Source organism: Marinobacter sp., from assembly GCF_048266785.1.
In the GTDB taxonomy this organism is placed as follows: domain Bacteria; phylum Pseudomonadota; class Gammaproteobacteria; order Pseudomonadales; family Oleiphilaceae; genus Marinobacter.
This window is the reverse complement of record NZ_JBLWYX010000002.1, coordinates 118,321-131,433: the sequence shown is the minus strand read 5'-3', so window position 1 is coordinate 131,433 and position 13,113 is coordinate 118,321. Positions and strand designations below refer to the sequence as shown.

The 13,113-nt window shown below is 55.7% G+C and carries 9 protein-coding genes; 5 read left to right on the top strand and 4 right to left on the bottom strand.

Annotated elements, in window-relative coordinates; genetic code table 11:
* Window positions 1-9 precede the first annotated feature (9 nt).
* The gene (gene urtB, locus ACN0V1_RS04090; protein WP_291944228.1) at window positions 10-936 is read right to left on the bottom strand and encodes an urea ABC transporter permease subunit UrtB; all 927 of its coding nucleotides are present in this window, start codon (window positions 934-936) and stop codon (window positions 10-12) included.
* 83 nt (window positions 937-1,019) lie between these two features.
* Window positions 1,020-2,198 carry an urea ABC transporter substrate-binding protein gene (urtA, locus tag ACN0V1_RS04085; RefSeq protein ID WP_339783128.1) on the bottom strand — a complete coding sequence of 393 codons (1,179 nt, stop codon included), beginning with the start codon at window positions 2,196-2,198 and terminating at the stop codon, window positions 1,020-1,022.
* A 402-nt stretch (window positions 2,199-2,600) separates the two neighbouring features.
* Here urtA and ACN0V1_RS04080 point away from each other — a divergent pair, with 402 nt between their 5' ends.
* Both ACN0V1_RS04080 and ACN0V1_RS04075 read left to right on the top strand, forming a co-directional pair.
* Window positions 2,601-5,984, top strand: a complete 3,384-nt coding sequence (locus ACN0V1_RS04080) for an ATP-binding protein (RefSeq protein WP_417543775.1) — start codon at window positions 2,601-2,603, stop codon at window positions 5,982-5,984.
* On the top strand, window positions 5,971-6,876 hold the full coding sequence (locus ACN0V1_RS04075; protein WP_417543774.1) for a response regulator: 906 nt from the start codon (window positions 5,971-5,973) through the stop codon (window positions 6,874-6,876). Before ACN0V1_RS04080 ends, ACN0V1_RS04075 begins: the two co-directional genes overlap by 14 nt.
* A gap of 25 nt (window positions 6,877-6,901) precedes the next feature.
* Here ACN0V1_RS04075 and ACN0V1_RS04070 read toward each other — a convergent pair whose 3' ends face one another.
* Window positions 6,902-8,764, bottom strand: a complete 1,863-nt coding sequence (locus tag ACN0V1_RS04070; protein WP_417543773.1) for a Na/Pi cotransporter family protein — start codon at window positions 8,762-8,764, stop codon at window positions 6,902-6,904.
* Window positions 8,765-8,894: 130 nt separating this feature from the next.
* Between ACN0V1_RS04070 and ACN0V1_RS04065 the strand changes: the two genes are divergently transcribed.
* Together ACN0V1_RS04065 and ACN0V1_RS04060 are read left to right on the top strand one after the other, a co-directional pair.
* Entirely contained in the window at window positions 8,895-10,022 is a 1,128-nt protein-coding gene (locus ACN0V1_RS04065) for a hypothetical protein (protein ID WP_417543772.1), read from the top strand.
* Between the two features lie 37 nt (window positions 10,023-10,059).
* Window positions 10,060-10,905 (top strand): DUF72 domain-containing protein, encoded by an 846-nt coding sequence (locus tag ACN0V1_RS04060; protein WP_417543771.1) that lies wholly within the window; start codon window positions 10,060-10,062, stop codon window positions 10,903-10,905.
* 97 nt (window positions 10,906-11,002) lie between these two features.
* On the opposite strand, the gene ACN0V1_RS04055 is transcribed toward ACN0V1_RS04060, so the two are convergent.
* Window positions 11,003-12,721: a PHB depolymerase family esterase gene (locus tag ACN0V1_RS04055; RefSeq protein WP_417543770.1), complete on the bottom strand. Its 1,719-nt coding sequence runs from the start codon at window positions 12,719-12,721 to the stop codon at window positions 11,003-11,005.
* A gap of 177 nt (window positions 12,722-12,898) precedes the next feature.
* On the opposite strand from ACN0V1_RS04055, the gene ACN0V1_RS04050 reads away from it, so the two are divergent.
* Entirely contained in the window at window positions 12,899-13,102 is a 204-nt protein-coding gene (locus tag ACN0V1_RS04050; RefSeq protein WP_072796478.1) for a DUF3185 family protein, read from the top strand.
* Window positions 13,103-13,113: the final 11 nt, after the last annotated feature.

The window sequence follows — 13,113 nt, the reverse complement described above, 5'->3', positions numbered from 1 at the left end:
GACAATCTCCTAGCGACGGACCTTGAGGGCCATGAGTCCTTCCGGACGTATCATCAGAATTCCGATCACAACCAGCAGGGTCAGTACCTTGGCCATGGAACCACTGAGGAAGAATTCCATGGTGGACTGGGCCTGAGAGATACCGAAGGCAGATACAATCGTGCCGATCAGGCTTTGGGCTCCGCCAAACACCACCACGAGGAAGGTATCAACGATGTAAGCCTGGCCTGATGAAGGGCCTGTTGACCCGATCATGGTGAATGCAGCACCGGCAATACCGGCAATGCCGCAGCCAAGGGCGAAGGTAGCCCGGTCTATGCCAGCACTGTTGATGCCCACGCCTTCTGCCATCGGGCGATTCTGAACCACAGCACGAACCTTCTTGCCGTAGCCGGAGCGATACATAAGCAGGTACACACCCACAGCGACCGAAAGTGCAATGATCATGACGAACAGTCCGTTAATTGGCAGGTCGACCATGTCGGTCACCTGAATAGCACCCATCATCCACTCAGGCAGATCAACGCCCACTTCCCGGGCACCAAAGATGGAACGATACGCCTGCTGCATAATCAGGCTCAGGCCCCATGTGGCCAAAAGGGTGTCGAGTGGTCGGTGATAGAGATGCCGTATCATGAGCCACTCAACGAGTGCTCCCAATGCGGCACAAATCAGGAAGGCCAGAACCATGGCAATAAAGAAGTACCCGCCAAAAAGCCCTGGCAGATAGGATTGGAAAAATCCGGATGTCAGATAGGTTGTGTAGGCACCGAGGATCATGAACTCCCCGTGGGCCATGTTGATCACACCCATCTGACCAAAGATGATCGCAAGGCCCAAAGCCATCAGCACGAAGACTGAAAACAGGGAGAGCCCGGCAAACCCCTGCATGGCAAATATCGACATCAATTCAGTGCTGGTGTAGCCATCGAACATGACTCTTACTCCCCGATCAAACCAATATGCTCAGCGTTTTGGAGGCAATAGGTGCCGGCGCCTGGGGCGCCGGCTATCCAGACTTACTGGTAACCTTCAGGGAACGGGTCTGGTTCCATCAGTTCTTCCGTCTCGTAAACCACTTTGTACTGGCCATCAAGCTGAGCCTGACCGATACGGGTTTTGGACCAAAGGTGATGGTTCTCGTGGATGCGGACATAGCCCTCAGGCGCCTTGTCGAACTCGATGCCAGCGAACTCTTCGCGGATCTTGTCGATATCGAAGGAACCTGCCTTCTCAACCGCTGCTTTCCACAACCAGGGGCCGAGGTAGGCTGCCTGGGTAACGTCGCCGATAACCATGTCATCGCCGTAGGCTTCTTTGAAGGCCGCAACGAACTCCTTGTTGTTGGCGTTGTCCAGGCTCTGGAAGTACTTCATGGAGGCGTAGATGCCTTCCACGTTTTCACCACCGATGCCGCGGATTTCGTCCTCGGTCACAGAGATGGTCAGCAGCAGAGGCTTCTCGTCGGTGAAATCAACACCAGCAGCTTTCATTTGCTTGTAGAAGGCAACGTTGGAACCGCCCACGACCGACGCAAAGATCACATCCGGCTTCTTGAGCTTGATCTTGTTGATGACTGAGTTGAACTGGGTGTGGCCCAGCGGGTAGTACTCTTCGCCCACCACTTTCAGGCCCAGCTTGTCGATGTGCTTGCGGGCAATCTTGTTAGAGGTACGTGGCCAGATATAATCCGAACCCAGCAGGTAGAATGTCTTGGCCCCTTTGGTTTCAACCGCCCAGTCGATGCTTGCAAGAATCTGCTGAGTAGCTTCCTGTCCGGTGTAGACAACGTTGGGGGACTGTTCCAGTCCCTCATAGAAGGTCGGGTAATACAGCATGCCATTGAACTGCTGGATCACCGGCAGGATGGCTTTACGGGATGCCGAGGTCCAGGCACCGAAAATAGCCGCAACATTGTCCTGACGCAGCAACTTACGGGTTTTTTCCGCGAAAGTAGGCCAGTCACTGGCCCCGTCTTCCTGAACAAATTCAATCTGGCGGCCGAGTATTCCGCCGGAGGCGTTAATCTGATCAATGGCGAGCTTTTCCGCCTGCACCGAACCGATTTCACTAATCGCCATTGTGCCGGTGATCGAGTGCAGAATGCCGACCGTGACGGTGTCATCGGTAACCGCCAGCCCTGTGGTGTTGACCTCGGCTGTGCTCGGCGTCGCCGCTTGCACAGATGTAGCCAGCATGACGGACGCCGCCAGTGTCATCAGGCTCTTCCGAAACCCTGACCCCTTGCCATCTGACCGCCCGGTGGCGGTTGTATCTGTCGTACCCATGGTGAATCCTCACAGTGTTTGGAAAGCCGGTGCTGCGCATCCTTACGAATGCACAGCGCCCACCCCAAACATTCTGCTCGGCCCCTTCATAGGTGCCCATTCGGTAATCGCCCCAGCGGACTACGTCATTTGACGCATTCCTGCGCTCCTCCTCCGCAGGCTAATGCCTCAGCCGCACAAAATAATCGCGCCCGTTTATTCCGGCCAGGCAGACTTTGGCACAAAAGTTGTAAAGACTTATTTGTCCAGCACATAGAAGCCGCAAACCGCACCAAAATCAGGCATTTCCCAGATTTCAGAGACAAGGCAACAATGGCGGCACGACAGAATATTTTCCGGGTTAGGCGCCAATACAACCAATGGGTCGCCAACCAGACGCTCGAGGACTACGCTCTGCGCTTTACCGCCAAGAGTGCCCGGCGCTGGTCTGCAGCACGGGTCTCCAATACCGCTCTGGGCGCAATTTCATTCCTGGCCATGGAAGCCATTGGCGGCTCCATCACCTTGTACTACGGCTTTGATAATGCGATGGCTGCCATTCTTGCGGTCAGTCTGGTGATCTTTCTGACTGCCATCCCCATCAGCTACTACGCTGCCCGCTACGGGGTGGATATAGACCTGCTCACTCGGGGTGCCGGCTTTGGTTATATCGGCTCAACCATCACATCACTCATTTACGCCAGCTTCACGTTCATCTTCTTCGCCATAGAGGCCGCCATCATGGCCATGGCTCTGGAAATGCTGTTCGATATTCCCGTGGTGATCGGCTATCTGGTCAGCGCGGTGGCCATCATTCCCCTGGTGATACACGGTATTACCGCGATCAGCCGGTTTCAGGTCTGGACCCAGCCCATATGGATCCTGTTACAACTGGCTCCGTTCGTATTCATCATCTATGCAGACGCCTCCTCCGTCGGCGACTGGACCCGGTTTGAGGGGCTGAGCACGGTCGCCGGACAAGGGTTCAATGTTATGGCGTTCGGTGCCGCCGCTGCGGTTGTCTTTTCGCTGATCGCCCAGATTGGTGAACAAGTGGACTTTCTCCGCTTCATTCCGGAACCACAGAACCACAAGGAGAAGCGGCTCTGGTGGTTGGCCGTCATGGCCGGTGGGCCAGGCTGGATTGTAATCGGGATGATCAAGATTCTGGCCGGTTCATTTTTGGCTGTATTGGCACTAAATCAGGGCGTTTCCGCAACAGAGGCGGCCGACCCGACCCAGATGTACCTGGTGGCGTTCAACTACGTCACGCATTCCCCGGAAGTTGCCCTGGCCATGGCGGGCATTTTCGTAATTTTATGCCAAATAAAAATCAACGTAACGAACGCATATGCCGGGTCCATTGCTTGGTCAAACTTCTTCTCCCGCCTGACCCACAGCCACCCCGGACGTGTGGTTTGGTTATTTTTCAACGTGGCAATTGCGTTGCTGGTTATGGAACTGGGCGTATACCGGGCACTCGAGGAAACGTTGGGGTTCTACGGCATTATTGCCATCGCCTGGGTCGGCGCATTAGTGGCCGACCTTGTCATCAACAAGCCGCTCGGCCTCAGCCCCAGACATATTGAATTCAAGCGAGCTCACCTTTACGACATCAACCCTGTCGGTGTTGGGGCTATGTTCACCGCCTCCGTGGTTGGTATCACCTTCCATAACGGCGTTCTTGGTGACTACGGCCAGGCCCTGTCTCACTTCATTGCTCTGGGCGTAGCCCTTATAACCGCGCCGCTAATCGCCTGGAAGACAGAGGGCCGATTTTATACTGCCCGACCCTTCGTGCCCCTCGCTACAGATCACCAATTGGTGCAGTGCACCATTTGTGAGCACAAGTTCGAACCAGAGGACCTTACCAGTTGCCCAGCTTATGATGGCATCATCTGCTCATTGTGTTGCTCGCTGGATGCCCGCTGCGGTGACGCCTGCAAGCCCGGGGCCGGTTATCAGGAGCAGCTCCAGCAGTTTCTGGGCAAGTTGATCCCCCAATCCGTATTGAGCCACCTGCACTCGCGGCTTGGCCACTTTCTGACGCTCCTGTTCCTGATCAATGGTTTATCCGGCCTGTTGCTGTCGCTGATCTACTTCAAGACACCCGTCGCCTCGACACCCGAAGCCCTGCTGTTGGCAGCCACCTTGTGGAAGGTCTTTTTTATTCTTCTGATTGTCACCGGGGTGATCTGCTGGCTGTTTGTACTGGCCCATGAAAGCCGAGTAGTGGCGGAGGAAGAATCCACGCGGCAAACCCGCCTGTTGATGGAAGAAATCGTTGCGCATAAACGGACGGACCAGGCTTTGCAACAGGCCAAAGAGCACGCTGAAGCAGCTAATGGGGCGAAAAGTCGCTACCTGACCGGAATCAGCCACGAACTCCGGTCACCGCTCAATTCGATTCTGGGCTATGCCCAGCTAATGGAAAACGATGAGGCAATACCCGCTCACCGCAAAGAAGCCGTTGGAGTGATCCGCCATAGCGGCGAATATCTGGCCGACCTGATTGAGGGGCTGCTGGACATTTCCAAGATCGAAGCCGGGCGGCTCGATCTTCATCGGGATCAGGTGCGCATCGGGTTACTGATGGAACAACTGGTAACCATGTTCCGGTTGCAGGCTGAAGAGAAAGGGCTGGCCTTTGACTACCATTGCCCGAACCCATTGCCAGAGTTGGTGACCACGGATGAGAAGCGTCTGCGTCAGATCCTGATTAACCTGCTGTCCAACGCCATCAAGTATACGGATCGCGGAAGCGTTTCTCTGACGCTACGCTATCGCAGTCAGGTAGCGGAATTTACGGTTCAGGATTCGGGTGAGGGAATCGCCGAGGACAACATTGAGCGTATTTTCCGCCCCTTCGAGCGCATCCGTCTCCCCGGGGAGAGTCGCGTTGGCACCGGCCTGGGACTCACTATTACTCGCCTGCTAACAGACATCATGGGAGGCGATATCAGTGTGGATAGCAAACTCGGCCATGGCAGCACCTTCAAAGTCAGCCTTATGCTGTCAAGTGTTCACAGTTCCACCCCACGCTCCACCTCCGCTCCAGCCCGTCGGATTTATGGCTATCAGGGAGTCACGCACAAAGTCCTGCTGGTCGACGATGACCCCTCACACCGTCAGGTGATCCGTGCCATGTTATCGCCACTTGGCTTCGAGATCATTGACATCGGCAATGCCCTCAAGGTTCTGACTACCGTTGAAACAGAACGACCGGATCTTGTACTTCTGGACGTCTCCATGCCTGGTCAAACCGGCTGGGAGGCTCTGGAGCAGTTGCGTGCAGACAAACATACGATACCAGTGGTAATGGTGTCCGCCGATGCCAACGAGGGTCATCACTCGGTGGAGTCCACCCCCCTGCACGATGGCTACATCATCAAACCCGTGCGTCTTAACCTGCTACTGGACACCATTGCTCGCGTGCTGGGGCTGGAATGGCGGTTCGAAAAAAGTGCCGAACCGCTGGCCCCGCTTCCCCTGCCCGAGGCCGGTGCTCTGCCGCTTCCAGACATAGCGCACCGACTGACACTCGCGAGCCTGGCTCGAATAGGCCATCGTAAGGGGCTTCTGGAATCCCTGCACAGGCTGAAACACGGCGGTGAGGCTGATGAGCGCTTTACTCTTGAGCTGACCGGGCTCACCAATGACTTCCAGTTCGAGAAAATTCTTGAACTCCTTAAGGTAGCCGAACATGAAGCCTCATGATGACCGGAAAACCGTGGTAATGGTCGTGGATGACGCGATCGACTCGATCCGAATGATCAGCGATGCGCTGGAGGGAGCAGGTATGACCGTGCTGGTGGCGCTGGAAGGCAACCAGGCCCTGACCATCAGCCAGAACATCACTCCGGATGTCGTGCTCATGGATGCACTCATGCCGCACATGGATGGCTTCGAAACCTGCAGGCGACTGAAGGAAAATCCGGCCTTCACCGATATTCCCATCATTTTCATGACAGGCCTGAGTGATACCGAACATGTGGTGATGGGTCTGAAAGCTGGCGGGGTCGACTACGCTACCAAGCCCATCAACACCACTGAGCTGCTGGCACGCATGGATGTGCATCTGGCCAACGCCCGGATGACACGAAGCGCCCGGAGTGCTCTGGATACGGCCGGCCAGAACCTGTTCGCAGTGGATCGGGAGGGCAATTTGCTTTGGGCTACGCCTCAGGTGTGTCGGTGTCTGCCTGACATTGGCCACCCGGACTTTCAGGTGATCCGCACCAAACTCGCGGAATGGCTCAGCCACAACCTGGAGCCAGGGCACCAGATGCCTATACATGCTCTGGACGTCCAACACTCGGTAGAATACCTGGCATTGGTGGATGGTCAGGAGTACCTGCTTCGGCTGAAAACACCGCAGAACCAACCCAGCGCCACCGCAGCTCTGAGAGAACGGTTCCAGCTGACACTGCGAGAGTCCGACGTGCTGTTGTGGATAGCCAATGGCAAGACCAACCGGGAAATAGCGCAAATTCTGGGCATGAGCCCGCGCACGGTGAACAAGCATCTGGAGCAGGTATTCCGGAAACTGGGCGTCGAAAACCGGACATCTGCTGCAGCCATCGCGATTCGCTTGCTGGCCACACAATAACTGTACCCACGCATGCCTGTAATCACTACACCCGGATCAGCGGCAAATCATCGTCACTACCCAACCGGCGTACTTCGCGCAGCAGCTCTTCCCCATCCGCAAGCCCCAGCTGCAGCACGTTGCGGAAGCTTTGTGTTATGCGCACTGAATACCCGAGATCGTGCATTAACGAGCTGGCTTGCAGGTTGTTCAACTGGCCTTTGCGCACATCGCTGAAGATTCGGTTCCGGAAGCCGGAATCAAACCTTGCTACTTCGCTATCAACCCAGTCCAGGCGGCTACGCCATACGTCATCCGGCACTTCCAGGCTGCCAACTTCACGCACTTGCCTCAGCACCCACAGCAGATGTCGGCGCAGCTCCATATAGTGCTCATGGGCTAACGAGCGCTCATCGCGGAGGTAGCGCCCCAGGTTTTTCTGTAAGGATTTTGCGTCTTTCACCGCATCCACCAGCTGCAGCGCCACCATCTGGCAGGTCATCCAGAACTGCTGGTGGCCTTCATCTTTAGTAGGATCCAGGCGGCTCATAAAACCCAGCAAGTCGGAGTAGACCACCTTGATATGGCGGCGATACAGATCTTCGGTATCCAGCCCTTCGGAGTCATCCGGCCGGGCATTCAATCGCGCCTCATCCACTTCCCGCGAGATCAGTTGCTCAACCGGCTGATACAGCGCGTGGCAAATTACCTCAAGGCTCAACCGGCCCAAGTGCTGCAATTCCTGAACAACGGCCCGGGAAGCGGTATCAACCGAGGCCAGTGCCGCATCGTTCAGGTAACGCGCATGGCTCTCCGGTAATTCCCGTTGCTCCACAAGATTGCGTGGGCCGGTAGCGGCGTCCGTAATCAACACCGCCGGCTCGGCGCGATCCGGTAACACCCGGCACAATCCACGTTCCAGCTGTTTTTGCCACGGCCAGAACAACAGCACACCAATCACGTTAAACAGTGTCTGGAACATGGCCAGTTGCAAAGGTGTGTTAGCTCCTGCTCCAAACACTACCATCGACGTTTGGGCGACCCATGCAAGCGGCGATAACAGCAGGAAGGTGACCGCACCGGCCAGGGTATTGAACAACACGTGCACCAGCGCCAACCGCTGCCCGCTACGGTTGCCCCCCAACCAGCCCACTATGGCCGTGGTAACGCTACTGCCAATATTGGCGCCGATTGCGATGGCGATACCCTGCCAAAGCTCTATCTGGCCCCCGGCCAAGGCAGCCAGGGCAAGCATCAGGGTGGCGTGACTGGATTGCAAAACCGCCGTTAATACCAGACCAATAGCAAGAAAGCCGAGCTGTACCATGAAAGTACTATCCACGGGCCCGGCAAGATCAATCACGCTGTCAAACCCGGTGAAACCACCTTTAATCTGATCAATACCCAGAAAGATGAAGGCGATTCCCAGCACTATGCGCCCAAAAGCCTTACCTTTCGGGGAACTGAAACCGGCGAGCACACCGAACACCAGCAGCGGCAACGCCAAGGGGCTAAGGCTGAGATCCTGGCCGGCTGCCGCCAGTAGCCAGATGCCTCCGGTGGTGCCCAGATTAATGCCCAATAAAATCGAGATACCGCCCGCCAGATGAATCAACCCGGTACTGATGAACGCGATGGTTAACAGGGACATCAGAGTGGTTGACTGCAGAATCGTGGTGCCACCCACACCAAACATCAGCCCTTTGAGAGGCGTAGCCGTGCTGCGCTCAAGCAGCTGTTCCAGCCGGCTTCCCGCGAGTTCCTTCAGCCCCTCTTCAAGACATTGCATCCCGAACAGAAACAAAGCCAGGCCAGCGCACAGCTGCAACCAGCCACTGCTGTACCAGAAGCTTATTGACAATATCGCCAGTGCAAGCACCGGCAGTACAAACGATTTCATTCTGGCCATTTATGCAAAACCCGGAGTTGGCGCCAGCACGGCAGCATGTCGATACCCATCGCAGAAGCGGAACAACTCCAATTCACTCAGTTCGCGCTAGACTGGTGGGTATGAATAATAGATATGCTCTGGAGATCATTTGAAAAAGCTACTCCTGATTTGTGCCATGGCTCTGCTTATGGCGGCTGTTTTCAGCACTATAGCCCAGCCCGTTCCCATTGAGCAGAAACTGATTAACATTCACGCCAGCGACGTGCTCGGTGATTTCCCGGGCATTGAGCACGAATCTGTTGAAATTCAGGCAATACTGCTGGATATGTCGGATGATCCCCTCCTGCTTTTGAAAGCTCAGGCTGCGTTCATACGCTACCCCGACATGGCCAGACATCTGTTTCCACTTTACGCAGCAGAGCCTGAGTTTCGGGATGTATTGAGTCGCTATGGTGAGGCCGCTCTGCCGCCCATTCAGCATTTCGTGAACCAGCCCATCAGTACCATTGAATGGATGCACAAAGCATCGCGGCAGTATCAGGCCGCCAAACGTTACTTTACCGGCGTTCCGGATTCATCGAAACCTGACAGCCAGCCATCAAACGAGCGCGACGAACTTTCTCCGGAAGAGCGGGGCTGGTACGCCGTCAACTTCATTCAAAGCGAAGGCCACGACTTCCTGGGTCAGTTTATTGTCGATAACCAGGGCACCATTCAGTGGATCGGCACCGAGCGGGTGCTGGAAGGTGTGAATCAGTTTTTTGCCAGCGGCATTCGTGATCTGGAAAGAAACTACCGTTCCGGAAATGAGATCACCGCCGGCGACATTGGCTGGGCATCGGTGGACATGCTGGTTTTTGCCAGTGCCGTAAAAGTACTCCGTGCGGGGCGTGTCGCTGCCGTCACCACCAGGAATGCAAGCCGCGGCACACGCTCTGCCGCTCTGGCCGCCCGAGTTACACGCAGTGGTAAAATGGTGCTGAGCAGCGCCCGTTACGCCAAGTGGCCCGTCATTATCGGCGCCGGCTACCTGGTTATTGCCCACCCCAGCATTATCAATGACCTGTTCGCAGGTGTGGCGGATGTACTCGGCTATCCCGTGGTCGCGGTTCAGTTTGTGGGCTGGTTGCTACTGCTCATTCCTGCGCTTTACCTCGGCAGTTGGCTGTTATGGCTGCTGGCTCCACTCTTGATGGCGCTGTTCCACGCCTTGAGTCATCTGGTGGCAACCCTGAGCGGCCGGCGGCATCGCCATTCCGGATACGATAAGCTATAACGCAACCATAAAGCCTCATCATCCGGAACCGCTGACAATGGCACTCCCCTATTTTCTTGGCTGCCCGCAGTGGCAACACCCCGCGTGGAAGAGCGGGCTACCGTCGGGCAAAAGCCCGCTGAACCGCTACAGCCAGGTGTTTAACTGTGTTGAGGGCAACACGACCTTTTACGCCACACCCAGCCGGGAGCAGTGTCAGCAATGGCGCCTGCAGGTACCAGACGACTTCCGTTTTCTGCTCAAGTTTCCCCGCCTTATCACTCACGACCGACTGCTCTCTGGCGTAGACGCTGGCATGCGGGACTTTCTGGAGGTTGTTGCGCCACTGGAGGACGTACTTGGCCCTTTCCTCTTGCAGCTTCCCGCTGCGTTCGGGCCACAGCACCTGAGCAATCTATGGCGTTTTGTTGATGCCGTGCCAGCCCCTTTGGAGTGCACCGTCGAAGTTCGCAATAGCGCTTTTTTCAGCAAAGGCGAAGCCGAAAAAGCGCTGAACCGCGGCCTCCGTGAACGTTGCGTATCACGCGTGTGCATGGACACCCGGGCTCTGTTTGCGGCCACTCCGGATAACGAAATCACCATTGAAGCCCAACGCAAGAAACCTCGAGTGCCGGTGCACTTGCTTCCAGGTGATGCAGCTCCGGTAATCCGCTACATCGGCCACCCGGATCTTGAATCCAACCGGCGCTATCTCGCGCCCTGGGTTGAGCGAGTTGCCAACTGGATAGAGGAAGGACGTCGCCCGTATTTTTTCCTGCACATGCCGGATATTGGCGATGCTCTCTCCCTCACCGAAATCTGGACGGAGCTTTTGAGCAAACGTGTGGATGGACTGGAACCCCTGCACTTCAATGAAAAACAGCCCCAGATAGGGCTGTTTTAAAACGACATTTCTGTATCCACGCACAGCGAACGCGGGGGGTACTCCATCGTCATTTTTGGTCAACAGATTAATGTGACCAAACCGCTCCCCCGCTCTCTCACTGGCACTGTCCCTTCTCGAACACTCCCTCTGAGGTTTCCTTGACCCAGGCGTAATCACCCGGGAAGGCTCCAAGGTAATCGTCGCCTCCAGTGCTGTAGTAACCACCGGCGTAATAGGCGCGCGAAGCCATGTTGTGGCTCAGGTTGCTGGCATTCCAGTCCTGACAGGCAAAGGGACCGCCACCACTGCCGCTGCATGCAGCGGGCTCGCTGGTGAACCACTGGCCCGGATCACCCTCATACAGCAGCACACTGCTCCAGCTATCGAACGAACCACCGATATCGACATCATCACCATTCGCATAAGTACGAAGATTGTAGTTGCCACCTGCGTAGGCACGGCCTGCAGAAATATGGGCACTGGGTGATGCTGTCGCCTGTTCGCAGGTTTCCGTGGGCGCATTCGGGTCTTTTACGTCAACCTGGCGCTCTGCCGTGGTCACATTGGTGTCGCTGTCCGTTGCGGTGTAGACACAGGAATAGGTGCCTACCGCAGATGCATTGACTGAACTGCAGTCTGCCGTTACCGAAACGGCCCCGTCTTCCGCATCTTCTGCCGTAGCCCCAGGATCCGTGAATGACGTATTCAACGCAACGGACATGGGGTTGTCACCTATCAGAGTGATGACCGGAAACCCTTCGGGAGCTGTGCCATCACGACTGTGAGCTGCGAAAAAGCTCCAGACAATATCCGGATAACTCGGCCCAACTCGGAGAGCCCATTTGCCATTGCTGCCCTGCTCGCCTCCAACCCAGTAATGCCCGTGATCGGTATCTTGTGAGTTAGGCGTGGCCAAGGGCCCATCGAAATAAACGGTCTCAACCAGCGACCGGGAACCACTGGTACCGTTCTGGGTGTAACGGGTACGAATACAGCCGTAGTTATTCTGGTAATAAGGCGAGCAGGTAACCGATTCGGCCTCCGCTTCAGCCGGCGTATCGAAAGCAGGATCACCAAACACTTTGAGGTGCGCGTCACGGATGAGATCAGCAGAAGCTTTTATAACAGTGCAGTCATTCTTGTTCTGCAGCACCATCAAGGGGATGGGATAGGCATCATCCAGCTCGGCGTCCATGTCGGAGACCACCCGGGCCAGGCTGTGAAATGTCGCACTGCCCGGGCACTGGCCGGATAAAGATACCGAAGCCGCGTCCTCTCCATAAGGGATTCCAGCCGCTGGCGCAGCTGCGGCCCAGTACTCGTTGTGCGCTACCGCGGCAACAACTGCCATGGCTCCGCCGGATGACAGGCCTGTGATATAGCGGCGCTGTGAATCAATGGCGTAGTTACTTTCAACCGCCAGGGCGATCTGGTGCAGGTCCTCCACTTCACCAGCCCCTTGGTGGCGATGGTGTTCAAACCAGAACCCCCAGCAGTTCTGATTGCGCAGCCCATCATAGCTGGTGATATAAGGCGCAACGAGAATAAAGCCATACCGATCCGCAGCCGCCTTGATGCCCCAGTCATTCAAAACATCGTTGTTGGTCTGTTTACAACCATGCAGCGCCATAACCATAGGTGCCGGCGACTGGATATTATCCGGGACGTACACCGTGTATTCCCGGGCACGGGACTGGTTATAGCTTTGCTGTGGCAGGGTATAGGAATCGGTCTGGCCAGCACTGACAGGCAGCGAGGGCAACATGAACGCGATAGAAATCGTCAACGCCGGCATAGCGACGCGACGAATCCAGTTGAACGAAACGTTCGACATGGTGTGCTCCTTCTTGGATTTATTGTTCAGCATCCAAACAAGAAGAAAAAATCATGCCACATGGATAACACTTTAATTTAAAAGCACTATCCTTTTTGAGTAAGATGAAAAGTGACCGGGCAGCCAGACAGGGCGTCCGGGAACTACGACACCCGCTGTGCGCACAAGGAGAATTTCATGGGAAGCTCAAAACTCGTCGGTATCGTTTTACTCGTAGTAGGCATTGCCCTGCTCTACTTCGGTTATCAATCTACACAGTCTGTTGGTGACCAGATAAGCGAGACTCTAACCGGGCGTTTCACTGATAACACCATGTGGTATCTCATCGGTGGCGCGGCATTGATCGCAGCCGGCGGGTTCCTTTCATTTTTCAAAAAATAATCACCGAGGAC

Excerpts from the sequence above, each read along its gene's own strand:
- urtB (WP_291944228.1), bottom strand. The coding sequence starts at position 936 with ATGTTCGATGGCTACACCAGCACTGAATTGATGTCGATATTTGCCATG.
- urtA (WP_339783128.1), bottom strand. The coding sequence starts at position 2,198 with ATGCTGGCTACATCTGTGCAAGCGGCGACGCCGAGCACAGCCGAGGTC.
- ACN0V1_RS04080 (WP_417543775.1), top strand. The coding sequence starts at position 2,601 with ATGGCGGCACGACAGAATATTTTCCGGGTTAGGCGCCAATACAACCAA.
- ACN0V1_RS04075 (WP_417543774.1), top strand. The coding sequence starts at position 5,971 with ATGAAGCCTCATGATGACCGGAAAACCGTGGTAATGGTCGTGGATGAC.
- ACN0V1_RS04070 (WP_417543773.1), bottom strand. The coding sequence starts at position 8,764 with ATGGCCAGAATGAAATCGTTTGTACTGCCGGTGCTTGCACTGGCGATA.
- ACN0V1_RS04060 (WP_417543771.1), top strand. The coding sequence starts at position 10,060 with ATGGCACTCCCCTATTTTCTTGGCTGCCCGCAGTGGCAACACCCCGCG.
- ACN0V1_RS04055 (WP_417543770.1), bottom strand. The coding sequence starts at position 12,721 with ATGTCGAACGTTTCGTTCAACTGGATTCGTCGCGTCGCTATGCCGGCG.
- ACN0V1_RS04050 (WP_072796478.1), top strand. The coding sequence starts at position 12,899 with ATGGGAAGCTCAAAACTCGTCGGTATCGTTTTACTCGTAGTAGGCATT.